Origin of the sequence: Prauserella alba, from assembly GCF_024171735.1 — a bacterium.
GTDB lineage: Bacteria > Actinomycetota > Actinomycetes > Mycobacteriales > Pseudonocardiaceae > Prauserella > Prauserella alba.
In genome coordinates this window covers 761800-787086 of the sequence record NZ_JAMTCH010000005.1, presented here as the reverse complement: position 1 = coordinate 787086, position 25287 = coordinate 761800, and the positions used below count along the sequence as shown (strand labels likewise).

Genomic DNA, 25287 nt, shown 5'->3' with positions numbered 1-25287 from the left:
ACAACCACACCGGACGTACGTGACCAGCGCCGCAGGGGTACCTCACCGGACGCGGGCGCGTGACGACGGCGCTCCCGCGATGCGCGTGAGCCTCGGCTCCTCAGTGACGAATCGGCCGGCCCGGTCGACCGGTCTCGGGTGCCGACCTCAGGCCACGGCGGCGACGACGCCTGCCAGCCGGTCGGCGGCGGCCTGTGCGGTGGCCTCGGCCTTCGCCTCCACCATCACCCGCACCAACTGCTCGGTCCCCGACGGGCGCAGCAGCACCCGGCCCTCCTCGCCCAGCTCGTCGGTCACCGCCTCGACAGCGTCCTTCACAGCCTCCGAGGCCGCCACCGCGGACTTGTCGGCCACCCGCACGTTCACCAGCACCTGCGGCAACCGCTCCATCACCGCCGCCAGCTCGGCCAGGGGCTTGCCCGTCGCCGCAGCCCTGCTCATCAGGCGCAACGCCGTCAACAGTCCGTCACCGGTCGTCGCGTGCGCGGGCAACACCACGTGCCCCGACTGCTCCCCGCCGAGCGCGAACCCGCCGGCCCGCAGCTCCTCGAGCACGTACCGGTCGCCGACCGCTGCCGTGCGCAGCGTGATGTCATGCTCCTTCATCGCCAGGTGCAGGCCCAGGTTGCTCATCACCGTCGCCACGAGCGTCGTGTGCGCCAACTCGCCGCGCTCGGCCATGTCCAGCGCCAGCACCGCCATGATCTGATCGCCGTCCACCAACCGGCCCTCGGCGTCCACGGCCAGGCACCGGTCGGCGTCACCGTCGTGCGCGATCCCCAGATCCGCGCCACAAGCGACGACCGCCTCCTGCAGCCGTTCCGGATGCGTCGAACCGCACCCGTCGTTGATGTTCAGCCCGTCCGGCTCGGCGTTGATCGCCACGACATCGGCGCCCGCCTTCCGGTACGCCTCCGGCGCCGCCGTCGACGCCGCACCGTTCGCACAGTCCACGACCACCTTCAGCCCCGACAGAGCATGCGGGGTCGCCGCCGCCAGATGCCCCACGTACCGCTGCACCGCATCGTCGACGTCGGTCACCCGGCCGATCTCCGACCCGGTCGGCCGCACCTGACCAGGACCGCCACCCGCGAGCGCCGCCTCGATCTCGTCCTCGATGCTGTCCGGCAGCTTGTGCCCACCCTCGCCGAACAGCTTCACGCCGTTGTCCGGCATCGGGTTGTGCGACGCCGAGATCATGACACCGAAATCCGCACCCAGGTCACCCACGAGGAACGCCACCGCCGGGGTCGGCAGCACACCGACCCGCAGCACGTCCGCGCCCGCCGACGCGAGACCCGCGGTCACCGCGGCCTCCAGCATCTCCCCGCTCGCCCGCGGATCCCGGCCCACGACCGCCACCGGGCGGTGCGACCGGTCGTGCGCAGCCAACACCCCCGCGGCGGCCGCGGCCACCGACATCGCCAGCTCCGGCGTCAGCTCACCGTTCGCGAGACCGCGCACGCCATCGGTGCCGAACAGGCGGGCCATACGTTCCTCCAACTGCCAACTTCTCGGCCTCACGACGCTCCCGAGCCCACGGTGGGCACTGCGCGCCGCGCGGACAACTTAGCGACACACGCGCGGGCGATACCGGCGGGTCACCGATAGCGCTACTACCGGTGCTCACACGGCGACGTTCCGCATCGCGCCCGTGCACAGTGCACCACCGGCACCTCAGCATCGACGCCGCGCAGCGACGCCCGGAGCCACGGTCGAGCGCCGGTACCGATGGGTCCGGCGGTCGGCCGCAACACGCTCCCTCAGAGCCACAACACGGGCCCCGGGGAACGCAACACGCGCCCCGGAAAGCGCAACACGGGCTCCCGAGAGCGCAACACGAGCCGCTCCCGGGGTGGACATGCGAAAGCGCCCACCCGTATATCGGATGGGCGCTTTCGCGTGTTGCCGCGCACGCATGTGACGCACGCGACCGGAAACCTTCGCGCAGGTCAGCGCTTGGAGTACTGCGGCGCCTTACGGGCCTTCTTGAGGCCGTACTTCTTGCGCTCCGTCGCACGCGCGTCACGCGTGAGGAAGCCGGCCTTCTTCAGCGCCGGACGGTCATCGCCGTCGATCTCGGCGAGCGCACGGGCGATGGCCAGGCGCAGCGCACCGGCCTGCCCCGACGGGCCGCCGCCACGCAGGTTCGCGGCGATGTCGAACGACTCCGGCTTCTCGACCGTCACCAGCGGCTCACGGATGAGCTGCTGGTGCACCTTGTTCGGGAAGTAGTCCTCGAGCGGCTTGCCGTTGAGCTTGAACTGGCCGCTGCCGGGCACGAGACGCACCCGGACGACGGCCTCCTTGCGCCGGCCGACCGTTTGCGCGGTGCCACCGGCGGCGCGAGACGGCTTCGGCGCGGCCGGCGTCTCGCTCATCACAGCCGCTTCGGTGGCGGCCTCGGTCTCGGTGCTGGTCACAGGCTGTTCCTCACTCACTTGGTCACCTGAGCGATCTTGGTGATCTCGTGCGGCTGCGGGTTCTGCGCGGCGTGCGGGTGGTTCGGGCCGGCGTACACCTTCAGCTTCTTACCCATGGCACGGCCGAGCTTGTTCTTCGGCAGCATGCCCTTGATGGTCTTCTCGAGCAGGCGCTCCGGCTTGTTGTCCAGCAGCTCGCCGAACGACTGCTTGCGCAGGCCGCCCGGGTAACCACTGTGGCGGTACGCGAACTTCTGCTCGCGCTTGTTGCCGGTGAGGGCGACCTTCTCGGCGTTCACGATGATGACGAAGTCACCCGTGTCCACGTGAGGAGCATAGGTCGGCTTGTGCTTGCCGCGCAGCAGCGTGGCAACCTCGGTCGCGAGCCGGCCGAGCACGACGTCCTGGGCGTCGATCACGTGCCAGGCACGGGTGACATCGCCGGGCTTAGGGCTGTACGTGGGCAAGGGTCTACCTCGTCGTCAAGATTGCTTGTGGGTAAGTGCGGGCTGGGCGCAAACACTCGGCGCGCGCACAGACTACGAAGATACCCGGTCGCTTCGAAGCGCGTGGAAGCGGGGTCGGGTGGGCCGGTCATCTTAATGTCGGCGGCCCCGCACACCGAGGAGGCCGCACCGGCGCGTCGACATCCGGCGCCGGTCAAGTTTACGCACCACCGCCAGGCCGAGTGAAGCCCCTGGGACACCTCGACCGGGCCGCGGCGCCCGCCGCCCCTCGACGGGCACACCGAGTCGACAGCGAGGGGAAGATTCGGCGCGTTCAACGCCACTAAAGTGCCCTTGGGGGCATGCCACCGTGCCCTTGGGGGACGAGGGCCACGACCCCGGACACGCGAAAGCGGGCCCGGCGTCAGCGCCGGACCCGCCTCACACAGCGTCGTCAGCTGCTCGGCCGAAGCCGTCTCAGCCGAACATGCCCTTGATGCCCTGCTCCGTACCCTGGTACGAGTCGGCGATCTGCGGCAGCGCGGTGGCGATCTGCGCGAGAACCTGCTTCAGCTCGTCCAGCGAGTTGTTCCAGTTCTGCTGCAGCTCCTGCCAGGCCGCCATGGCGTCACCTTCCCACTCGCTGGTGAGCGGGGCGAGGTTGCTCTTCAGCTGCTCGAACAGGGCCTCCAGCTCCGAGCCGGTGGACTTGCAGTCCTCGGCCGCCGTCTGGATTGTCGCGTAATCGACCTTGATTCCGGCCATGGTCTTCTTCCCTCCAGAAAGATTAAGAAATGCGGTGGATCAGGATGTGGGAGCGCCTGCTCAGAGGCCGCCGAGAACGTTGCCGATGTTGCTGATGGCGGAGTTCTGCTCCTCCTCAGCCTGCTGGTACTTGTGACCGGACTGCTGGAGCAGGTCCGCGATGTCCTGCAGCGCCTGGTTCAGCTTCCGGTTCTTCTCGTCGAACGCGGCCATCACGTTCTGGAACGCACCGGCTGCCTCGCCCTGCCAGCCGGCCGACGTGGCCTCGATGTTCGAACGCAGCTTCTGCATGTTGGCGTCCATCTGCCCCTTGGTCTCGGACACGTCCTGGAACGCCTTCTGGAACTGCTCCGGTGTCCCTGCAAAACCGCCAGCCATTGGGAATGACCCCCTTCGTAAGTGGTTCGGTCGAGTACTTCCTCGTTGGTACTGACCCTACGACGAAGACCCTGCCACGATCGGTTCCACGATGTCCCACCGGATCGGGAAGTAGTTGCTCCCGTAAACGCAACTGGTTGGAACCAACCGGAACCGGCCTTATTTTCGCAGGTCAGAACCACATGTGAGGGCATTTGCATTCGTTTCCGAAACCTCCGGTGACCACGTACGGGTTACCGGTGAACGATCGATTCCCGGGTTCGCCGTCCGTGGTTTGCGAAAGCGACAGCACCGATTCGCGAACGCGACTCCCGCGGTTTGCGAACGCGATCCCCGCGGCGCGCCGCAAGTGGCTCAGTGGGCCGCCGGCCGGCCGCTACGGAGCACGGCCGGAGACGCGGCGGACGTCAGTTGGTGAACTCCAGGGTGCCGACGATCTGACTGCAGCCCGATTCGAGCCGCTGCTTCATCTCCACGATGCGGCAGCCGATACTGACCTGCGCCTCACGGTTGGCCTGGACGTACCACTTGATGGTCACGCCCTCGGACGGCAATTCCTCGTAGTGGATGGTGTCCTTGCCGGCATAGGTGTGGTGCTGGCGGAAACCGCGATACCGATCGGGATTCTGCGCGTTCGCCCGGTCGGCCTCCGCCCGCAAGGTGTCGTAGAGCCTGCGATGCTGTGTGCCCGCATCGAAGTCCTGCTCGATCTGCTGGACGACGACCCGGTCCGCGCCGTCCGACCCTTTCGGCGCGAACGCGACCCGGGCGTTCTGGGTGTCCTCGAGGACCTTCTCCCAGCCCTCGGGCGCCACGAACGAGTACGAGAACCGCGCGATCTCCGCGCCGGGCGGCCGGTCGTCACGCAGGAAGAAGAACCAGCCCGCTGCACCCGCCAGCAGCAACCCGACCACCGCGGCCGCCGCCCACACGAGCCCGCGGCGCCTCCGGTTCGGCCTGCGCTCCCCGTCACCGCCGTCACCGGCGTGCGCGCCCTGCGAAGAGCCGAACCCCTGTGGCTGGGGGCCGAATCCGCCGTACGGCCCCGACTGCTGGTGCGGGCCGCCCGGCTGCTGTGGGAACGGCCCGCTCTGCGGATACGCCCGCGCGGGGCCCGGTGCCTGCTGGTTCGGCGCGGATGTCTGATGAGTCGGCCCCGGGTTCGGCCCCGGGTTCGCGGCAGGCCCCTGCTGCGGGCCCCGCCGACCGCCGACCTGCTGGTTCGGGTGGTTCGGGCCTGCCGGGTGTGGTGCCTGCGGGTTCGGTCCGCCGTGCCACCCCTGCGGCGGGCCACCCTGCTGTCCCGGCACACCCTGTCCCGGCACACCCGGCGCCGCCTGCCCCGAAACAGGCTGCCTGCCCTGCACGGCGCGGTCCGCCTCGTCCCGGCCGACCACCGTCGTGGTTTCACTGCTGCGCCCCGGCAGCGCGCCCGGAACGGCGCCGCCGCGGTCCGGGATCACCTGTACCGCCCGCAGCGCACCGCGGGCGACGACCGTTTCCGGCTGGTCGAGCGTCGTGGGCACCACACCGGTGCGCTCGTGCACCAGCCGGGACATCATCGGGATCCGGCTCGAACCGCCCACCAGGAAGATCGCCGTCAGCTGCTTCGCCCGCAGCTTCGCGTCCTCGACCGTCGCGAGCGTCAACTCGACGGCCCTGCCGAGCGGCGAGGCGATCAGTTCTTCCAGCTGTTCACGGGTGACGTGGGCGTCGGCGAACGGTGGGGGCATCGGCACATCGCTGTAGGCGTGCCGCGACAGCGTCTCCTTCGCGCCGCGGATGTCCTGCCGGAGCACCCGCCTGCGCCTGCGGTCCGCCAGCTCGCGGCCCTGCACGAGTTCGTCCCACGCCTCGCGGTCAGGCGCGGGCACGAGCGACCCGACGTGTTCGAGTAGCGCCTGGTCGATGTCCGCACCGCCGAACCCCGGGTCGCCGCGCGTCGCCAGCACCTCGAACGCCGTCCGCCGCTGCTGCGACTCCGTCCTGCGCACCACGCTGACGTCGATCGTGCCGCCGCCGAAGTCCAGCACGGCCAGCGTGTCGCCGGGACTGCCGGTGAACGCGACCGTCTTCTCCGGGTTGTCGCCCTTCGCGGGCGTGTAGGTCGCCGCGTGGAACACGGCCGCCGCCACCGGCTCCGGCACGAGTGCCACCTCGTGGCCCAGCCCGGACGCCGCCTGCCGCAGCAGCCGCGTGCGCACCGCACCCCAGTCGGCGGGATGGGTCAGCACGAGCAGGTCGACGTCGGCGTTCGCCGCCAGCCTGCGGGCCTCGCCCACGGCCCGCGACAACACCGTGCGGACCACGTCGACGACGGGCAGCACCGTGTCGCCCAGCAGCAGTTCGCCCTCGTCGATACGCCGCTTCGGCGTGGGCTCGAACCGCGCGGGATCGACCGCGGCCTGGCGTTCCGCCTCCTGGCCGACGAACACCGTGCCGTCGCTGTGCGCATACACCGCCGACGGCATGAGCGGCTGGCCGTCGATCACGACGACCTGCGGCTGCCGTTCCCCGATCGCGGCCACGACACAGGTGCTCGACGTGCCGAAGTCGATCGCGACGCGAAAGGTCACCGGGCGCCTCCGATGTCAGAGGCGACCGGTGACCGGTCCGACATCGCGGTGATCACTCGGGATTGATCCACGACACGTGCATGAGCTGCTTACCCACCTTGCGGCTGACCAGGTTGCCGCGGCCCGGTGGCATCGGCCCGGCCTTGACGTTGCCGAGCAGCTGGCCCTCGTCCTTGGAACCGTTCATGACGATGCCCGGCATCGCCAGTTCCTTGAGCTTGCCGAGGATCGGGTCCATACCGGTCCGTGCGGCACCACCGGTGCGGCGGGCGACGATCATGTGCAGGCCGACGTCCTTCGCCTGGGCCAGGTACTCGCCCAGCGGCCGCAGCGGGTTGTTCTGCTGCGTCGCCACGAGGTCGTAGTCGTCGACGACGACGAACAGCTCCGGTCCCTGCCACCACGAGCGGTCCTTGAGCTGCTGCGGCGTGACGTCCGGACCGGGCAGCCGCTTCTGCATCGACCCGGTCACCTCCTTGACGATGCCGTCGAGCTGGTTGGCCGAGACCACGTACGACAGCACCTGGTCGCCCTCGACGAACCCGAGCATCGTGCGCCGGTAGTCGACGAGGATCAGCACCGCTTCCTTCGCCGTGTAGCGCTCGGTGATGCCGCGGACGATCTGCCGCAGCAGGTTCGTCTTGCCGGACTCGCCGTCGGCGTAGGCCAGGAAGTGCGGATCCGCCTGGAAGTCGAGGTACACGGGCCGCAGCTCGTCCTCGTCGACGCCGATCGGCACCAGCTTCGACTCGCGGCGGTTGTCCATCGCGAGCAGGTCCTCGTACGGCATGAGCTCCGGCAGCAGCCGCACCTGCGGTGCGGGCGGGCCGTGCCACGCCGCGTTGATCTTCGCGACGGCGTCGCTCACACCGTCACCGATGGTCTCGTCGTCGCTCGATCCGTCGATGCGCGGCAGCCCGCCGAGGAAGTGCAGCTTGTCGCGGGTCAGACCGCGGCCGGGCCTGGCTGCGGGAATGTTCACCGCGGTCCGGCGGTCGATGTCGGACTCGCTCGGGTCACCGAGCCGCAGCTCGAACCGCGTGCCGAGCATGTCCTTGATCGCCGGGCGGATGTCCGCCCACCGGTTCGAGGCGATGACCACGTGGACGCCGTAGGCGAGACCCTGCACCGCGAGCTTGGTGATCTGCGGTTCCAGTTCCTCGAAGTCGTCCCGCAGGGCACGCCAGCCGTCGACGACGAGGAACGCATCGCCGAACGCGTCCTGGTCCGCGGTGATGTCACCGCGGCGCTTGCGGTTGCGGAAATCGGCCATCGAGTCGACGTTCAGTTCGCCGAACCGCGACTCGCGCTCGTTGGCGAGCGTCGTCAGCTCCGCGACGATCCGGCGGGCCTTGTCCGGATCCCGCCTCGCCACGGCGACACCGCCGACGTGCGGCAGTCCGTCCAGCGAGCCGAGCGTGCCACCGCCGAGGTCGATCGCGTAGAACTGCGCCTCCTGCGGCGTGTGCGTCAGCGCCATCGACATGATCAGCGTCCGCAGCAGCGTCGACTTGCCCGACTGCGGCCCGCCGACGATCGCGCCGTGACCGGCACCGCCGGAGAAGTCGGCCCACATCGGGTCGCGCCGCTGCTCGTAGGGACGGTCGACGATGCCGAGCGGCACCTGCAGCTTGCCGTTGCCGAAGAACCCGACCGGGGAAAGACCGCGTTCGTCGGTGGGGTTGAGGTTCGGCAGCAGCGTGTCGAGCGAGTTCGGCTCGTTCAGCGGCGGCAGCCACACCTCGTGGGCGGGCGGCCCCTGGCCGACGAGCCTGCCGACGATGACGTCGAGCTCGCTCGGCTCGACGGCCTCCTCGGACTCGGGCTGCTGCGGTTCCGGTTCCGGCTCCGGTTCGGGTTCCGGTTCCTTGGGCAGTTCGATGTAGTCGGGCACGAACCGCTGCGGCCGCTTGTCGGCGCGCACGACCTTCGCGCCCGGCGCCGCGGCCTTGATGCCCGCGGGCCGGTACGGACCGGACACGTACGAGGCCTTGAACCGCTCGAGCGTCGACGTGTCGTACTTGAGGTACCCGCCACCGGGCACCGACGGCAGCTCGAACGCGTCCGGCACGCCGATCGCCGCACGCGACTCCGCTGCCGAGAACGTCTTCAGGCCGATCCGGTACGACAGGTGCGAGTCCAGACCACGCAGCTTGCCCTCTTCGAGCCGCTGCGAGGCCAGCAGCATGTGCATCTGCAGCGACCGGCCCAGCCTGCCGATGGCGACGAACAGCTCGATGAAGTCCGGCTTCTCGCTCAGCAGCTCGGAGAACTCGTCGACGACGATGAACAGCGCGGGCAGCGGGTCGAGGTCGGCGCCGTTCTCCCTGGCCTTCTCGTACTCCCAGACGTTCTTGAAGTTGCCGCCGTTCTTGAGTGCCTCCTGCCGCCGGTTCATCTCACCGGCGAGCGCGTCCTTCATCCGGTCGACCAGCGTGACCTCGTCGGCGAGGTTGGTGATGACCGCCGACACGTGCGGCGCCTTGTCCAGCCCGAGGAACGTCGCACCACCCTTGAAGTCGACGAGCACGAAGTTCAGCGACGTCGACGAGTGCGTGGCCAGCATGCCCAGCACGAGCGTGCGGAGGAACTCCGACTTACCGGAGCCGGTCGCACCGATGCACAGGCCGTGCGGGCCCATGCCCTCCATCGCGGCTTCCTTGATGTCCAGCTCGACCGCCTGGCCCATCTCACCGACGCCGAACGGCACGCGATAGCGATCGCGCACCGGGCGTGGCCGCCACGCCTGCTGCACGTCGAACGTCATCGGGTCACCGGGAATGCCCAGCAGTTCGAGCAGCGACGGGTTGGAAAGCAGCGGCTGTTCCTCACCGTCCTCGGCGGCGGCCGTGCCGACGCGGTATGGCGACAGCTTCCGCGCGAGCGCCTCGGTCTCGACGAGGCTGAGAGTGTCGGGCGCGCCGAACCACTCGACACCGCCGGCGCTGCGCGCACCGAGCCGCTCGGGCTCGGCGACCAGGCGCAGCCCACGGCGCGCGGCGAGGTTGCCGATCGTGTCGGACAGGTCCACGAGCGTGACGCCGACCAGGCCCTCCTCCAGGAGCAACCGCTCCTCGCCGGTGACGTCGGCGTCGTCGAGCACGATCACGATGTGGGGCTGGTCCGGCGGCGGGGTGGCGTTGCGCGAGAAGCGCTGCCGGTCGCGCAGCTCCTCCTCCAGCCACTGTTCGATCTGCGCGAGCGAACCGGCCATCATGCGCAGTTGGCCGATGCCGTCCGACAGCGTCGGGTGCTGCGTGTGGGGCAGCCACTTGGCCCACTCCCACTCGGCCTTCGACCGGCCGGTCGACGCGACGGCGATGAGCACGTCCTCCGGGCTGTGGAACGTGACGAGCTGGGCGAGCGCCGCACGCGTCAGCCCGCGGACGAGCTCGCGTTCCCCCTGCACACCGACGGCCGCGAAGCCGCGCAGCGTGATCTGCGTCGGCAGGTCGGGAACGATCGAGTGCGCCCGCACGAAGCGGCGCAGCGCCAGCGTGGCGATCGGCTCCAGCTCGTCGACGGGACCGGTCTGCGGCGGCACGAGGCGTGTCGCGAGCCGGTGCGCACTGCGGCCGACCCGCAGGTGGAGGAAGTCCTGGTCGTTCTGCCTGCGCTCCCACATCCGGCGCGTGGCCGCCATCGACCACAGCGTCTGCGGATCCGGGTGCACCCACTCCAGCGAGGCGCGCTGCTCCTCCATCGCCTCGCGGGCGCGTTCGCGCATCTGGCCGAGGTACCGCAGGTAGTCCTTACGGTCCTCGTTCATCTCGGCCTTCTTCTGGCCGCCTCCCCCTTTGCCGCCGCCTGCGAACATGCCGACCATCGACATGATCATCATCATCGGCATCATCAGCATGAACGGACTCGGCGCACCGCCGTCCTTCAGGCGCGGCACCATGATCATGCCGACCATGCCGAGCATCGCCACGATCATGACGACCGGCAGGATCTTCATCATGATGTTGCCCGGAATCGCCCGGGGAACCTCGGGTGGCGGCTCGAGATGGACCTCACCGCCCGGCGGGCGGGGCGCAGCGAGACGTGGCGACCGCTTGAACTGCAGCGTGCTCACCGAAAAGACCCCTCTTCAACTCGGCTGATCAAGTCGCCGTGCGACCGGCCACGAGCTGGCCGAGACCACACGGTAGCGAACCGGAGCGATCGGCGATCCACAGACCGGCGAACTCACTGCCGTCTGGAGCGAATCCGTCCCATCGCGGCGCCGGGTGCGCTACAACGGCACACGCACCCGCGGCTGCGCGTGAGACAGCCGTAGTCGTCCGGGCGGGCGAACGGTAAGTTCCCGTGCGCGGTATAAGTACCGGGTCAGCGACACATCCAAGTAGGGGGACAACAGGTGGCAACGGGCACGACCGTATTCAGCCGGGTCACGGTGGTCGCACCGAGCACCCGCATCGACGTCGCACTGCCGGCCGACGTGGCCGTTGCGGACCTGATGCCGATGCTGCTGGAGATGGCCAAGGAGGTCTCTCCCGACGGCGGCGCTCGGCACGGCGGCTGGGCACTGGCCAAGCTGGGCGACGCTCCGCTCGACCCGAGCCGCACGCTCGCTTCGCTCGGTGTCGTCGACGGCGAGCTGCTGCAGCTGCGCAAGCGCAACGAGAACCCTCCGCCGCCGCTCTACGACGACGTCGTCGACGCCATCGCCGAGGCCGACCCGGACGGGTTCCGGCCGTGGAGCAAGGAAACGGCCCGCACGATCGGCCACGCCGCCGGCGGCCTGTCGGCCGTGCTCGCCGCGCTGGCACTGTTCCTCGGCGGCATCGGCGGGTACGCCCTGTTCGCCGCGATCGCCGGCGGTGTGCTGGCCGTCGCGTGCGTCGCACTGGGCGCCACCCTGGTCCGCGCTTATCAGGCGATCTCGACGGGCGTGCTGATCTCCGCCGCGGGCGGCGTCCCGATGGCGTTCGTCGCCGGCTTCTTCATCGTGCCGCTGGACGTCTCGATCCGGCCGAACCTGCTGCTGGGCAGCGCTCTCGTGGTCGTGGTCGCCGCCGCCTCGATCATGATCATGGGCACGGGCCTGACGACGTTCATCGCCGCCGCGACCGCAGGCGTGTTCGGCGTGGTCGCGTTCCTCGTCGCCACTCTCGTCGACCACCCGGCGCCCGGGATCGCCGCGGGCACGGCGGCCGTGGCGCTCGGCTGCATCTCGATGCTCCCCCGCGCGACGATCTGGCTCGCGAAGCTGCCGCTGCCGACCGTTCCCGGCACGGCCGACGAGCTCAAGGAAGACTCCGAGATCCCGGACTACTCCGACATCGAGCAGCGCACCAGCTCCGCGCACAACTACATGACGGGCCTGCTCGTCGGCTGCGGCGCCGTCACCGCGCTCGCGGCGATGATCACGGCGACGTCCGGCGACATCTGGGGCGTGCTCACCGGCGCCATCGCCACCGTCGTACTGCTGCTGCGGGCCCGCACGTACGCCAACGGTGCCCAGGCCGTCGCACTGCTGGTCACCGGCATGGTCTCGGCAGCCGGCATCCTCATCGGCTGGCTGCAGGGCGCCGAACCGTTCGACCAGCTGCTGTGGGCGACCGTCGCGTTCGCCGTGATCGCCGCGGGCTCGGTCGTGCTGGGCGTCGTGATCCCCAACCAGCGGTTCTCACCCCCGGTGCGGCGCACGGTCGACATCCTCGAGGCCGTCTGCATCGCGGCCGTGCTGCCGCTGGCGCTGGCGGTCATGGGCCTGTACTCGTTCTTCCGCCACCTCGATCTTCTCGGCTGACACCCGGTGCGGGCGCCGGCCGTCCGCACCGGCACGCAGGACAACTGCCGGCCAGCTGCAGCCACAGCGACACGCGCAGGCACGGAAACAGACGTCAAGGGGGTTTCGGGTGCGTTCGGTCGGTCCACCCATCACCGGTTCGAGACCAGCAGCCCGGCTCGGCTCCGGTTCCCGTGCCGGACTACCGCGCCGGATCTCGGCGGTGCTGCTCACCGCGGCCATCGGCGCCACGACGGCGTTCGTCCCGGCGCTGCCCGCGGCCGCCCAGGCGGAGGACTGGTCTCCCCCGGCCGACACCGGCCTGCCGCCCGTGGGCTCGCTGCGACTCGACGGGCCGAACGAGACCTACGAGCGCCACACCGAGTGCGTGCAGGCCGCCGAGCTCGAAGAGGCCGAACGCCTCCGGCAGGCTCCGTGGGGCCAGCTGTACCTGCGCCTCGACGAGGCGCACCGCATCCTGGCCGCCGAGGGCAAACAACCCGGCGCGGGCGAGACGGTGACGGTGATCGACACCGGTGTCGAGGACGGCCACCCGTACCTGGCGGGCCCCGACGGCAACAGCCGGGTCAACGGCGTCGGCGAGTACGTCAAGGTCGACGACGGTCCGGGCGTCGTCGACTGCGACGGTCACGGCACCGAGGTCGCAGGCATCATCGGCGCGAACACCCCGCCGGACATCGGATTCCAGGGCGTCGCACCGCACGTGCAGATCAACGCGATCCGCCAGTCCAGCCAGTACTACGAGAAGAGCGAAGAGCCGCAGAACCCCGGCGGTGGCCAGAACGGTGGCGACGGCGGCGGTAACGGCGGCGACGGCGGCGACGGCGGTGGCGGCCAGGACGGCGGCGGCGACCCCGGTGCGGGCGACGGCGGCGGCGACTCCGGTGGTGACGGCGGCGGTCAGAACGGCGGTGCCGGTGGCGACGGTGGCGGCGACGCCGGGACCGGCGAGTCGTCGGCCACCGGAACCTCACAGCGACAGGCCGACAGCGACGAGGGCGCGGGCACGCTCGCCACGCTCGCGGCCGCGATCATCAAGGCCGCCGACGAGGCACCCGGCAGCGTCATGAACGTCTCCATCAACAACTGCCAGAGCTACTCGCCGAACATCGACGTCGAGAACCGCAAGCTCCAGGCAGCCGTGAAGTACGCGCACGAGGAGAAGAACGTCGTCGTCGTGACCGCGGCGGGCAACGTCGGCGAGAACTGCCAGCAGAACACCGACTCCGACAACCTCAACTCGGTCGTCTCGCCGCCGGTGTTCGCCGACCATGTGCTGTCGGTGGCCGCGGTCGGCGAGGAAGGCACCGCACCGTTCAGCATGAACGGGCCCTGGGTCGGCGTCGCCGCACCCGGCACGAAGATCATCTCCCTCGACCCGGCGGAAGGCTCCGACCGCATCGTCAACCAGACGATCGACCCCAGCGGCAACGCGGCCCCCATCGAGGGCACGAGCTTCGCGGCACCGTACGTCGCGGGTCTTGCCGTCCTGGTGCGCCAGATGTACCCCAACCTCGATGCCACGCAGGTCATGCACCGCATCAAGTACACCGCGCACCACCCGGCCACCCCCGACGGCCACGACCAGTACATCGGCGAAGGCGTCATCGACCCCGTCGCCGCGCTGACCGCTGACGTGCCCAAGGAGATGGGCATCCAGCCGATCCAGCAGCAGCCGCTGCCCGACGACCTGCCGCCGGCCAACGTGCCGAACTGGACCCCGTTCGCGGTCGCCGTCACCGGTTCCGCAGGCGCACTGGTGGCCCTCGGCGTGACGATGTTCGTCGTGCACACCGTGCGGCGGAAGCAGAAGACCGCCGGCCCGTCGGCCAAGACGTCGTCGTCCGGATCGCCCGGCTGATCCGACCGGTTCATACCTGCCGGCCGTAGCCGGTGGGCCGTTCCCACCCGAGCACCCGGCCCGGGCCCCACGTGGGGCCCGGGCCTCTGACTGTGTGCCGCACCGGCGCTCACCGCGCGCCGCCCTCCTCGGCCGGCCAGCCCGTCCGGATCGAACCGGTCCGAACACGACTGTGGCCCCGCCGCTCGGGAAACGAGCTCACGGGGCCACAGTCGTCAACGCGCCACAGTTGTCAGCGGGCCAGAGTCCTCACCGGGGCACAGTCCTAACCGGAGCACAGTCCACCGCGGGCCGGTCAGCCGCCTGCGGCCGCCGCTCCGTTCTCCACGCCGGGCGTCTTCACCTGCACCGAATCGTACGTCTGCCGCACGTCCTGGTAGTTCAGCGAGGACCCCGCGGGCAGCATCTTCAGGATCGTCTCCGGTGCCGCCGCGAACATGTTCCCGGAAAGGCCGAGCCATTCGGCCGTCGTCATGTCCGGGATGCTGTAGCGGATCCCGCGGTCGGAGACCAACTGCAACGGCCCGCCCTCGAACGTCTCCCGCGTGGTCGCCGAGCGGACGACAGCCGCGTGCCCCGGCTGCATGTAGAACTGGTCGATCTGGTTGTAGCCGTCGGGCGCGGGGGTGCTGACGTCGATCGGGTTCGCCCCCTTCGGCAGCGGCGACGTGTTGTGCACGTACAGCCTCGTCACCGAGTCGCGGGCACGTCCCTCGCCCTCGACGCTCCAGCCGAGGCAGGTGTGCGGGGTCAGCTCCTGATCGACGACCTCCAGGTCGCCAGTCACCGGCAGGTGGTCGAGCTGGCGCCAGCCCTGGTCTCCCTCGGCCACCTTGGGTGCGCTGGAGATCGCACCGGGGCCCACGCGACGCGCCGTCGCGGCGTTTTCGTCGGCGGCGAGGATGACGCTGGCCGCACCCTCGTTGATCTCCTGGACGCCCTGCTGCAGGACGACGTAATAGGTCGTCGAGCCCGCGTCCTGCACCTCGAGCACCGATCCGACCTGAGCCGACGCCACGTCGAAGTTCTGCGGCGAGCTGCCGGCACCGGGAATCTCGGGGGCGATCAACTCGCCGGACGCGTTCGGGATCGCCTCCAGCAGGCTCGGCGACATCTTCCGAATGCCGTCCTCGCTCAGCCCGAACGCGTTCACGATCGGGTCGTCGGGGGCCATGTCGACCGGGGCCTTCACCGCATCGCCCTGGCCCGCCTGCGTGTCGGCCTGCCGGTAGATCAGGTAGACGGCGCGGTCGTCGCCCTTCGAGGCCTGGGCGAGGATGGCCTGGTTGCGCGGCAGCTCGTCACGCGACGTGCCGCCCGACTCGCCCGCGAGCACCTGGCTCTTGACCACGGCTTCCTGCCGCGCGGTCTGATCGGGCAGCGAACTGTCGTAGCTCAGGTTGTCGCAGACGGCCCACTGTTGGCCCACCGTCTGCTCACCGGTCGGCAGCAGCGGCGGACCGTCCGGAATGCCCCGCAGTCGTTCCCGGCCGATGTCGACCAGCTGCGTATCCGGCACGACCTGCGGTTCGAGATCGGCGGGGTCGGGCGCCTGCGGCAGCTGTCCCCCGCCTTCGCCGCCCTCGCTGCCCTGCTGGGCCTGAGCCATGCTCAACAGCTTCGCCGACGCGACGTTGAACGTCGGGATGAGCCGCTTGTCGCCGCCCTGCGCCTGGTGCACGACGTAGACCTGGCCGGACTGTTCACTGATCACGATGCCGTTGTCGGGCACCTTCGGCGCCGGCTTGAAAATGCCGAACACGAGGAAACCGAGACAGCCGAGCGCGCCGAGGACGACGCCGACCGTCGTGGCACGTCCATGGGTCCGCATCGGGTCGTGCAGCATGACCGGGTCCTTGCGCACCAACGCCGACTGCATGCGCCGCAGCACGAACCGGTACGCCTGAACCTGTGACTTTGTTGTCGGTGTTGACGGCATTCTCGCCCCACTGCCTCCCCATCGCGATACGGTCCCGCAGGATAGCCGTGCAGGACCGGCTGGTGTTGGTTTCTACCAACACCCGCTAGTCTGCGACTCCCCGGGATGGCTGTTTCCGCTGCGTGACCGTCACACGTGTCCCGCAGCGGACAAACCAGGCTTCGCCTGCGGCCGACCGGGCATACGCGAGGGACAAGAGGGGAAGAAGCCAGCGGATGTCCGTCACCACTCCACGTTCATCGGGTCCGCCTCCGGGAGGGAGGCCGCCGGGCCCGGGACCGCAGCGCCCGCAAGGACCCGGAGGTCCCGGACGGCCCGGCCCCGGCGGACCCGGTGGACCCGGCGGTCCCGGCAGGCCCGGTCCAGGGGGACCCGGTGCACCTGCGGGCCCGAACCGACCGGCAGGTCCCGGCGGACCGGGAGGTCCCGCTCCTGGACGCCCCCGCCCCGGCGGCCCGGGCGGACCGGGAGGCCCCGGCGGACCGCCCAAGCCTGGCGGCCCTGCGGGTCCTGGTGGCCCCGGTGGCAACCCCCAGGGGCCCGGCGGACCGGCCGGACCCGACAAGGGCGCTCCCAAGGGCCCCGGCCCGGGCGGCCCGCAGGGCCCCGGAGGGCCCGGCGGTCCCGGCGGGCCGAAGGGCCCCGGAGGCGGCAGCGGACCCGGCGGGCCCGGTGGTCCGGGAGGCCCCGGCGGCCCCAGTGGTCCCCACGGTTCCGGAGGCCCGGAGCCGACCCCGCCGGAACCCCCCAAACCTCCTGAGCCGCAACCCCGGAACGCACCGCCCGCCCGCAGACGGACCCTCGGTGCGAGCCTCGGCCCGCTGCCGGTGATGAACGTCGTCCTGGTCGAGATCGGACTCGCCATCGGGCTCGTCCTGGTGGCGATCAACGAATCGCTGCTGTGGGTCGGCGCGGGTGTCCTCGGCGTGACGGTCGTCCTGGCGCTGCTGCGCTGGAACGGCCAGTGGTTCACCCAGTGGGCGGGCTTGACGTCGCGGTACACGTTCCGCTCGCGCGCCAGGACGGCGACACCGCCTCCCCCGAAGTCCATCGAAACCGTGGCCGACGAGGAAGAAACGGTCATCGGCGACGACGACGTGCGCGTCAACCTGCTGCGGCTGGCGATCCCCGGCCTGGTCGTCGCGCACGGCAGCGACCACGAGCACTCCGACGTAGGCCTCGCCTGGCACGACGGCACCTGGACGGCGGTGCTGCTCGTCGAGCCGACCCCGGCGCTGATCACGCAGGCGGGCGGCGCGCCCAGCCTGCCGCTGTCGGCGCTCGCACCGTGTCTTGAAGACCGCGGCGTGGTGCTCGACTCCATCCAGATGACGTGGCACTGCTACCCGGGCAGCGCGGCACTGCCCTCCGACTCGCCTGCGCTCAGCTCGTACATGGAGGTGCTCGGCCCGCTCCCTGCCGCGGCGCGGCGGACGACGTGGATCTCGCTGCGGCTGGACCCGAAGCGCTGTGCCGCCGCCGTGCAGGAGCGTGGCGGCGGTGTCGTCGGTGCGCACCGCGCGCTGATGGGTGCGCTTTCGCGGGTCCGCAACGCCCTCGAGTCGAACGGCGTCCCCACCCGCCCGCTGGATGCCGACGAACTGTTGCGCGCCGGCATCTCCGCCTCCGAACTCACCGGCGTCGTGGGATCGGGCCAGAAGGTGTCGCTCAAGGAGAAGTGGACGGGCGTCACCGCCGCGGGCATCGGCCACGCCAGCTACGCCATCACCGGCTGGCCCAAGGGCAAGGTCACGCAGAACCTGAACGCCCTGACGAGCGTGCGCGCGCTGTCGTCCACGGTCGGCATGGCGATCTCGCCCGCCGAGGACGAAGGCAAGGTCACGCTGCGCGGCATCGTCCGGGTCAGCGCCCGCAATCCGCGTGAACTCGACGCAGCCGATCAGCGGCTCGGCACCCTGGCGGACAAGGTCGGCGTCTCGCTGACCCCGCTGCGGGGCAAGCAGACCGACGGACTGGCGGCGACGATCCCGCTGGGAGGCACCGCATGACCCGCCCGAAGACGACGCCCCGTGAGCATCGCAGGGCCGCGCAGGCCCGAGGCGCGGTGCGGGGAGGAAACGAGCAATGACACGACTGCAGGACCCCACCAAGATCGACGGGGTCGCGCCCGAGTTCGTCGCCGACCCTGCGCTGCTCGACGCCGTGAGCCCGTCCGGCGACCGCGGCGGCATCATCCTCGGCTCCGGGCTGCAGGGCGAGCCGCTGACGGTCTCCGCGCTGCGATCGGTGCCCACCCGCATCGTGCTGGTCGGCGGGCTGTATCTGGCCCGGCAGGTCGCGATGCGGGCGATGGCGGTCGGTGCGTGGTGCATCGTCGCGACGGGCCGCCCCGCCGCGTGGCACGTGCTGCAGCAGGCCGCGGGCACGCAGCAGAACGGCCAGCCGTCCCCGCTGGTGCAGATCCGCAGGCTCTCGCCCGTCGAACTGCCGCGCCCTTCGGAGGACGCACCGCTGCTGGTCGTCAACGACGGCGGCCCGACACCGCAGGACCTGTTCCCGCCGCGGTCGCCGTGGCAGACGACCGTGTACGTGCTGCCGTACCTGCACCCGCAGGCCACCGCAGTCGCCAACGGTGCCGACCTGGTGCTGATGCAGCGCCTGCCTGCGGGCCAGGCCGACCTGGCCGCACAGATCTGGCGGCTGCCGCAGCAGATGACCCGTCAGCTGACGACGTTGAAGGACGACCAGGTGGTGGCCCTCGGCCGGAACCTGTGGCGCCCGCTGCGACTCGTCACGACGAACAAGGAGCAGGCACTCCTCGGACCGGTCCGCCGAGGCGACTGACAACCCGCCGCCGCCCTTGGGCGCACTCGTCGAGTGCCCCCAAGGGCACCTTGGTCGCACTCAACGCAACGAATCCTCCCCTCATGCGCCCCGGTCGGCCTGCCCTGCGGTCCCCCTCCTACGCAGCCGCGGCCCTGTGCGAGGGGAAGTTCTGTCGCACTCAACGCAACCAAAGTGCCCTTGGGGGCTTTTTCGCGTCAGAGGGCGTCGCGGACGGTGCGGGTCTGGGTGGCGCGGGCGGCGAGCTGGTCGTCGGGCGGGTAGTCGATCGCCACGAGCGTCAGCCCGTGGGCCGGTGCCACCGAGCTGGCCCGCTCCCGACTGTCGAGCACCCGGTGCGGCCATTCGACGTCCCGCCTGCCGTCGCCGACCATCAGCACCGCACCGACGAGGCTGCGCACCATCGAGTGGCAGAACGCGTCGGCCGACACCTCGGCGTGCACGTCGTAGGTGCCCACCCGGCGCCACGTGAACCGCTGCAGTTCCCGCACTGTCGTCGCGCCCTCACGCTGTTTGCAGTACGCCGCGAAGTCCTGCAGCCCCAGCAGCGCCTGAGACGCCTCCTGCAGGGCGTCGACGTCCAACGGGCGGTGCCACGCCAGCGTGTCCTTCCGGCGCAGCGGATCGACGCCCCACGGCGCGTCGGACACCTGGTAGCGGTAGTGCCTCCGGACGGCGGAGAACCGCGCATCGAAACCGTCCGGGGCGGTAGCCGCCGCGAGCACGCGCACGTCCGGTGGCAGCAGCCGATTCCACCGGTGGCGCATGCGGTCCAGGTCCGGCAGCCCGCGCTCGTCGACGGTCAGCCTGCGCGACGTCGGCTGCCCCTCGTAGGGCTCGACGTCGACGTGCACGACCTGCCGCGCCGCGTGCACCCCGGCGTCGGTACGGCCCGCGACGACCACGGACCGCGGCGCCGAAGCACCGGGCGGCTGTGTCGCGAGCGCCTCCTCCAGCGACCCCTGCACGGTGCGCCTGCCGGGCTGGCGTGCCCACCCGGAGAAGTCCGTGCCGTCGTAGGCCACTTCGAGGCGCAGACGAACGAGCCCGCCCTCCCCAGTGGGAGCGGCGGGCTCGTTCGATGCGTGACTGCCTGTCAGGCTTCGTCCTTCTTCTCGGACTCGGCCTTGTCGTCGGCCTGCTCGTCCGCCTCGGCGGCCGGGCTGTCGGCTGACTCGGCCGAGTCAGCCGAATCGGCGGAGTCGGCGCTGTCGGCGGAGTCCGCGGACTCGGCGCTCTCCGCTGACTCGGCCTCGGCGGCCTTCTCGTCGGCGGCGAACTTCGTGCCGCGAGCCTTCTCGGCCTCCGAGGTCACGGTCTTCTCCGCCACCAGTTCGATGACCGCCATCGGGGCGTTGTCGCCCTTGCGCGGCACCGTCTTGGTGATGCGGACGTAGCCGCCGTTGCGCTCGGAGAAGTGCGGGCCGATCTCGTCGATCAGCTTGTGCACGACGTCCTTGTTGCGGATGGTCCGCATGATCTGACGCCGGTTGTGCACGTCGCCGCGCTTGGCCTTCGTGATCAGCTTCTCCGCGAGCGGCCGGACACGCCTGGCCTTGGCCTCGGTGGTCGTGATCTTGCCGTGCTCGAACAGCGACGTGGCCAGGTTCGCCAACATCAGCCGCTCATGCGACGGCGATCCACCGAGACGGCGTCCCTTGGTGGGGGTGGGCATCGGTTCTCCTCGTTAGCTTCTCAGCCGTGGGCCCCGGTGGCCGGCGCGAACCGGCCACCGTCGTCGGGTCCTACAACTGCTCCGTCTCTGCGTAGTCCTGGCCATCGTCGTGGCCATCGTCGGACAGACCACCGGGGACGCCGACGGACATGTCGTCGCCCCAGCCCTCGCCGTCGTCGTAGTTGGCGGCCGCGGTCGTCGGGTCGAACCCGGGCGGGCTGTCCTTGAGCGCGAGGCCGAGGCCGACGAGCTTCATCTTCACCTCGTCGATCGACTTCGCACCGAAGTTGCGGATGTCGAGCAGGTCGGCCTCGCTGCGCGAGACCAGCTCGCCGACCGTGTGAATTCCCTCGCGCTTGAGGCAGTTGTAGGACCGCACCGTCAGGTCCAGGTCCTCGATCGGCATCGCGTAGGCGGCGATGGTGTCCGCCTCCTGCGGCGACGGGCCGATCTCGATGCCCTCCGCGTCGACGTTCAGCTCCCGGGCGAGGCCGAACAGCTCGACGAGCGTCCTGCCCGCCGAAGCGACGGCGTCCCGCGGCGTGATCGACGGCTTCGTCTCCACGTCCAGGATCAGCTTGTCGAAGTCGGTCCGCTGCTCGACACGCGTGGCCTCGACCTTGTACGTCACCTTCAGCACCGGCGAGTAGATCGAGTCGACCGGGATCCGGCCGATCTCGGCACCCGCCTGCTTGTTCTGCAGCGCGGGCACATAGCCACGGCCACGCTCGACGACGAGTTCGACCTCGAGCTTGCCCTTGTCGTTCAGCCAGCCGATGTGCAGATCCGGATTGTGCACGGTCACACCGGCCGGCGGCACGATGTCCGCCGCGGTGACCTCACCCGGGCCCTGCTTGCGCAGGTACATGGTGACGGGCTCGTCCTCCTCGGAGGACACCACGAGTTCCTTGAGGTTCAGGATGATCTCGGTGACATCCTCCTTCACCCCCGGGACGGTGGTGAACTCGTGCAGGACGCCGTCGATGCGGATGCTCGTGATTGCGGCACCCGGGATCGACGACAGCAACGTACGCCGGAGCGAGTTGCCGAGCGTGTAGCCGAAGCCCGGCTCGAGCGGCTCGATGGTGAACCGGGACCGGGTCTCGTTGACCGTCTCTTCGCTCAGAGCCGGCCGCTGGGAAATCAGCACTGTTCCTTGTCCTTTCCTGCCGGCGCCCGCCATATGACGCCGAAAGGGATGGCGGAGCGGCGGCGCGGATCGGCCGCGCCGCCGCCGGCGATCACTTCGAGTAGTACTCGACGATCAGCTGTTCCTGCACCGGGATCTCGATCTGCGCCCGCTCCGGGAGCTGGTGCACGAGGATCCGCAGCGTCGACGGCACGACCTGCAGCCAGGCCGGGATCGGACGCTCGCCCAGGGCCTCCTTGGCAGCCACGAACGGCAGCATCTTCGCGGACTTCGGCCGCACGTCGATGATGTCGAACTTGGACACCCGGTAGCTGGGCACGTTCACGTTCTTGCCGTTGACCGTGAAGTGGCCGTGGCCCACGAGCTGGCGGGCCTGGCGGCGGGTACGGGCGATGCCCGCGCGGTACACGACGTTGTCCAGCCGCGACTCGCAGATCTGCAGGAGGTTCTCGCCGGTCTTACCGGAACGCCGTGCGGCTTCCTCGTAGTAACGGCGGAACTGGCGCTCGAGCACGCCGTAGGTGTGGCGGGCCTTCTGCTTCTCCTGCAGCTGAAGCAGGTACTCGCTCTCCTTGACCCGGCCGCGGCCGTGCTGGCCCGGCGGGTAGGGACGACGTTCGAAGGCCTGGTCGCCGCCGATGAGATCGGTCTTGAGGCGACGCGACAGACGCGTCGCGGGGCCGGTGTAACGAGCCATTTGTGTCTACTCCTCCCCGTTCCTCAGACCCGACGACGCTTCGGCGGGCGGCAGCCGTTGTGCGGCTGCGGGGTCACGTCCTGGATGGTGCCGACCTCGAGGCCGGCGGCCTGCAGCGAACGGATCGCGGTCTCGCGGCCCGAACCCGGGCCCTTCACGAACACGTCGACCTTCTTCATGCCGTGCTCTGCGGCCTTGCGGGCCGCGTTCTCGGCGGCCATCTGGGCGGCGAACGGCGTGGACTTACGCGAGCCCTTGAAGCCGACGTGACCGGACGAAGCCCACGAGATCACAGCACCGTTCGGGTCGGTGATCGAGATGATCGTGTTGTTGAACGTGCTCTTGATGTGAGCATGCCCGTGGGCAACATTTTTCTTCTCTTTGCGGCGCACCTTCTTGGCGCCGCCACTGCGGGGTGGCATTGGGTGATCTCCTCGTTAGCGCGAGTGCTTCTCGTCGGCGGCCGCGGCGGCTTCCTGCTGCCCGCGCCGGATGATCGTTCCGGCGTCGGAGTACAGCTCGCGCAGCGCCATCGGACGGGCGTACAGCGACTTCGGCGACGTCGCGTGGTTGCGACGCGAGCCGACGCCCGCGCGCATCGCGCGCCGCTTGGTCCGTACGACGGTCATCAGCGGCCCGCCTTCTTCTTGCCGGCGACCGTCTTCTTCGGGCCCTTGCGCGTACGCGCGTTGGTCTTCGTGCGCTGGCCGCGGACCGGCAGGCCACGGCGCCAGCGGAGACCCTCGTAGCACCCGATCTCGATCTTCCGGCGAATGTCGGCGTTCACCTCGCGGCGGAGGTCACCCTCGACCCTGAAGTTCTCTTCGATGTGGTCACGCAGCTTCACCAGGTCGTCGTCGCCGAGGTCCTTGACCCGGGTGTCCGGGTTCAGTTCCGTCGCGACGGCGATCTGCCTGGCGCTGGTACGGCCGATGCCGTAGATATAGGTCAGCGCGATCTCCAGCCGCTTCTCGCGGGGGAGATCGACGCCAGCGAGTCGTGCCATTGGCGCTTGTGCTCCTTCTGATTCGTCTTCAGGTCTGCTCCCCGACCACTTCCGGGACGACTCGCGTCTCCACCCGCTCTCGCGGGCGGTGTCCCGGCCCCGGCCTGAAGTCCGGAGGTCGGCCCTGTCCGGCTCGTCGCCGGTCAGGGCAGGTTCGGGGAGGCTGTGGCTGTCACAGTTCTCTTGTGATGTGCCAGTGCTCTGGTGTCACAGTGTCAGGTCACTGTCGACAAGTGGACGAGCTGCTCAGCCCTGCCGCTGCTTGTGCCGCAGGTTGTCGCAGATCACCATGATCCGGCCGTGCCGCCGGACCACCTGGCACTTGTCGCAGATTCGCTTGACGCTCGGCTTGACCTTCACGTCTCCTGCTTTCGTCGTGTCGAATAACCGCGCGCCCTACCGGGTAGGGCACCTCAGGCATCCGCCACGCCCTCCGTGATCACTTGTAGCGGTAGACGATGCGACCACGAGACAGGTCGTAGGGCGACAGCTCCACAACCACCTTGTCCTCAGGCAGGATGCGGATGTAGTGCTGCCGCATCTTGCCGCTGATGTGGGCCAGGACCTTGTGGCCGTTCTCCAACTCGACACGGAACATCGCGTTGGGGAGCGGCTCGATCACGCGGCCTTCTACCTCGATGGCCCCGTCTTTCTTCGCCATGTACTCCGCAATTCGTGATTGGTTGAGCGATGGTGCTACCTGGACTGACGCGCACTCCACCCTGCGTCCGAACACATCGACTGGCCGGGCGGATTCCGGTTCCGGGAATCCACACCTGCCCCGAACGGGCTTCGGAGAACAGCATGGAAGGCACGCCAGCTGTACAGTCTACGCACCTCGTGTCACGGCTCCCAAACCGGGGCCGGTTGTGATAGATGCGTGCGGCGTGTGTGCGCCGCGTGAGTGATGCCTCGCCCACACGGGGGATACTGGATATCCGCCGTTCGACCCTCGGCCGTTCGGCTGCGACGACGCAGCGGCCCGCCTATTCGGCCGGGTCCGCCTCCGGGGCGGTGAGCACCCACGGACCTTCCTCGGTGACCGCCACGGTGTGCTCCCAGTGGGCCGCGCGAGAACCGTCGTCGGTGATGACGGTCCACCCGTCGTCGAGCTCCACCGTACCGCTGGAACCGCCGGTCAACATGGGCTCGATCGCCAGGGTCACCCCGGGGCGCAGCTCGGGCCCGCGGCCCGGCTTCCCGAGGTTCGGCAGGAACGGCTCCATGTGCATCTCGCGGCCGATGCCGTGACCGCCGTACTCCTCGATCATGCCGTACTCGATGTCGTCCTCGAGAATCCTGCGCAAGGCTTCCATCTCGATGGCGTGGGAGATGTCGGTGAGCCGCGCCCCGAGCAGGGCCGCGTCGATCCCGGCCTGCATCGCGGACTTCGTCGCCGCCGACAGCTTCCGATCGGGCTCGCTCACGTCACCGACGGAGATCGTCACGGCCGAATCGCCGTGCCAGCCCTCGAGGATGGCGCCGCAGTCGACCGACAGCAGGTCGCCATCCGCGAGGACCAGCTCCGACGACGGGATGCCGTGCACGATCTGGTCGTTCACCGACGCGCAGATCGACCCCGGGAACCCGTGATAGCCCTTGAACGAGGGCACCGCATCGGCGTCCCGGATCAGTTGCTCGGCCAGTGCGTCGAGTTCGAGCGTGCTCACGCCCGGCTTGGCCGCATCCGTGACGGCGGCCAGAGTGCGCGACACGATAAGACCCGCCGCGCGCATGGCCTCCAGCTCACCACGCGACTTCGCCTCGATCGAACCGCCGCGGCGCATCCACCGCGGCATCCGCAGGCCGAG

22 protein-coding genes are annotated in these 25287 nt (G+C 70.0%); 4 read left to right on the top strand and 18 right to left on the bottom strand.

The window, feature by feature from the left end; all coding sequences use genetic code 11:
* Nucleotides 1-147: 147 nt before the first annotated feature.
* From glmM to eccCa, 7 genes are all read right to left on the bottom strand, one after another.
* A complete protein-coding gene (glmM, locus tag LY12_RS19345; protein ID WP_253858736.1) occupies nt 148-1491 on the bottom strand; it encodes a phosphoglucosamine mutase in 1344 nt (447 codons plus the stop codon).
* Nucleotides 1492-1952: 461 nt separating this feature from the next.
* Complete coding sequence (gene rpsI, locus LY12_RS19340; protein WP_253858735.1) at nt 1953-2423, bottom strand: 30S ribosomal protein S9; 471 nt, start codon at nt 2421-2423, stop codon at nt 1953-1955.
* Nucleotides 2424-2437: 14 nt separating this feature from the next.
* Nucleotides 2438-2890: a 50S ribosomal protein L13 gene (rplM, locus tag LY12_RS19335; RefSeq protein ID WP_253858734.1), complete on the bottom strand. Its 453-nt coding sequence runs from the start codon at nt 2888-2890 to the stop codon at nt 2438-2440.
* A gap of 456 nt (nt 2891-3346) precedes the next feature.
* Entirely contained in the window at nt 3347-3634 is a 288-nt protein-coding gene (locus LY12_RS19330; protein WP_183779598.1) for a WXG100 family type VII secretion target, read from the bottom strand.
* A gap of 60 nt (nt 3635-3694) precedes the next feature.
* On the bottom strand, nt 3695-4012 hold the full coding sequence (locus LY12_RS19325) for a WXG100 family type VII secretion target (protein ID WP_253858733.1): 318 nt from the start codon (nt 4010-4012) through the stop codon (nt 3695-3697).
* Nucleotides 4013-4419: 407 nt separating this feature from the next.
* On the bottom strand, nt 4420-6588 hold the full coding sequence (locus LY12_RS19320; protein WP_253858732.1) for a type VII secretion-associated protein: 2169 nt from the start codon (nt 6586-6588) through the stop codon (nt 4420-4422).
* Between the two features lie 52 nt (nt 6589-6640).
* Nucleotides 6641-10663 carry a type VII secretion protein EccCa gene (gene eccCa / locus LY12_RS19315; RefSeq protein WP_253858731.1) on the bottom strand — a complete coding sequence of 1341 codons (4023 nt, stop codon included), beginning with the start codon at nt 10661-10663 and terminating at the stop codon, nt 6641-6643.
* Between the two features lie 285 nt (nt 10664-10948).
* Between eccCa and eccD the strand changes: the two genes are divergently transcribed.
* Together eccD and LY12_RS19305 are read left to right on the top strand one after the other, a co-directional pair.
* Entirely contained in the window at nt 10949-12343 is a 1395-nt protein-coding gene (gene eccD, locus LY12_RS19310) for a type VII secretion integral membrane protein EccD (RefSeq protein WP_253858730.1), read from the top strand.
* A 109-nt stretch (nt 12344-12452) separates the two neighbouring features.
* Nucleotides 12453-14204 carry a S8 family serine peptidase gene (locus tag LY12_RS19305; protein WP_253858729.1) on the top strand — a complete coding sequence of 584 codons (1752 nt, stop codon included), beginning with the start codon at nt 12453-12455 and terminating at the stop codon, nt 14202-14204.
* A 295-nt stretch (nt 14205-14499) separates the two neighbouring features.
* Here LY12_RS19305 and eccB read toward each other — a convergent pair whose 3' ends face one another.
* Nucleotides 14500-16143: a type VII secretion protein EccB gene (gene eccB, locus LY12_RS19300; RefSeq protein ID WP_301302824.1), complete on the bottom strand. Its 1644-nt coding sequence runs from the start codon at nt 16141-16143 to the stop codon at nt 14500-14502.
* A gap of 830 nt (nt 16144-16973) precedes the next feature.
* On the opposite strand from eccB, the gene eccE reads away from it, so the two are divergent.
* Both eccE and LY12_RS19290 read left to right on the top strand, forming a co-directional pair.
* The gene (gene eccE / locus LY12_RS19295) at nt 16974-18152 is read left to right on the top strand and encodes a type VII secretion protein EccE (protein WP_301302823.1); all 1179 of its coding nucleotides are present in this window, start codon (nt 16974-16976) and stop codon (nt 18150-18152) included.
* Nucleotides 18153-18228: 76 nt separating this feature from the next.
* A complete protein-coding gene (locus LY12_RS19290) occupies nt 18229-18948 on the top strand; it encodes a hypothetical protein (protein ID WP_253858726.1) in 720 nt (239 codons plus the stop codon).
* 197 nt (nt 18949-19145) lie between these two features.
* On the opposite strand, the gene truA is transcribed toward LY12_RS19290, so the two are convergent.
* The 10 genes from truA to map form a co-directional block, all read right to left on the bottom strand.
* Nucleotides 19146-19973 carry a tRNA pseudouridine(38-40) synthase TruA gene (truA, locus tag LY12_RS19285; RefSeq protein WP_253858725.1) on the bottom strand — a complete coding sequence of 276 codons (828 nt, stop codon included), beginning with the start codon at nt 19971-19973 and terminating at the stop codon, nt 19146-19148.
* 71 nt (nt 19974-20044) lie between these two features.
* Nucleotides 20045-20623 (bottom strand): 50S ribosomal protein L17, encoded by a 579-nt coding sequence (gene rplQ / locus LY12_RS19280; protein WP_253858724.1) that lies wholly within the window; start codon nt 20621-20623, stop codon nt 20045-20047.
* Nucleotides 20624-20693: 70 nt separating this feature from the next.
* Nucleotides 20694-21773 carry a DNA-directed RNA polymerase subunit alpha gene (locus tag LY12_RS19275; protein ID WP_253858723.1) on the bottom strand — a complete coding sequence of 360 codons (1080 nt, stop codon included), beginning with the start codon at nt 21771-21773 and terminating at the stop codon, nt 20694-20696.
* Nucleotides 21774-21864: 91 nt separating this feature from the next.
* A complete protein-coding gene (rpsD, locus tag LY12_RS19270) occupies nt 21865-22470 on the bottom strand; it encodes a 30S ribosomal protein S4 (RefSeq protein WP_183646118.1) in 606 nt (201 codons plus the stop codon).
* 23 nt (nt 22471-22493) lie between these two features.
* Entirely contained in the window at nt 22494-22892 is a 399-nt protein-coding gene (gene rpsK, locus LY12_RS19265; protein ID WP_030532865.1) for a 30S ribosomal protein S11, read from the bottom strand.
* A gap of 15 nt (nt 22893-22907) precedes the next feature.
* Nucleotides 22908-23099 (bottom strand): hypothetical protein, encoded by a 192-nt coding sequence (locus tag LY12_RS19260; RefSeq protein WP_183651247.1) that lies wholly within the window; start codon nt 23097-23099, stop codon nt 22908-22910.
* On the bottom strand, nt 23099-23476 hold the full coding sequence (gene rpsM, locus LY12_RS19255) for a 30S ribosomal protein S13 (RefSeq protein ID WP_253858722.1): 378 nt from the start codon (nt 23474-23476) through the stop codon (nt 23099-23101). The genes LY12_RS19260 and rpsM overlap by 1 nt, the downstream gene beginning before the upstream one ends.
* 246 nt (nt 23477-23722) lie before the next feature.
* Nucleotides 23723-23836, bottom strand: a complete 114-nt coding sequence (rpmJ, locus tag LY12_RS19250) for a 50S ribosomal protein L36 (protein ID WP_005453284.1) — start codon at nt 23834-23836, stop codon at nt 23723-23725.
* 79 nt (nt 23837-23915) lie between these two features.
* Nucleotides 23916-24137, bottom strand: coding sequence for a translation initiation factor IF-1 (gene infA / locus LY12_RS19245; RefSeq protein ID WP_030532868.1), 222 nt, complete (start codon nt 24135-24137; stop codon nt 23916-23918).
* A gap of 325 nt (nt 24138-24462) precedes the next feature.
* Nucleotides 24463-25263 carry a type I methionyl aminopeptidase gene (map, locus tag LY12_RS19240; RefSeq protein WP_253858920.1) on the bottom strand — a complete coding sequence of 267 codons (801 nt, stop codon included), beginning with the start codon at nt 25261-25263 and terminating at the stop codon, nt 24463-24465.
* Between the last annotated feature and the right edge of the window lie 24 nt (nt 25264-25287).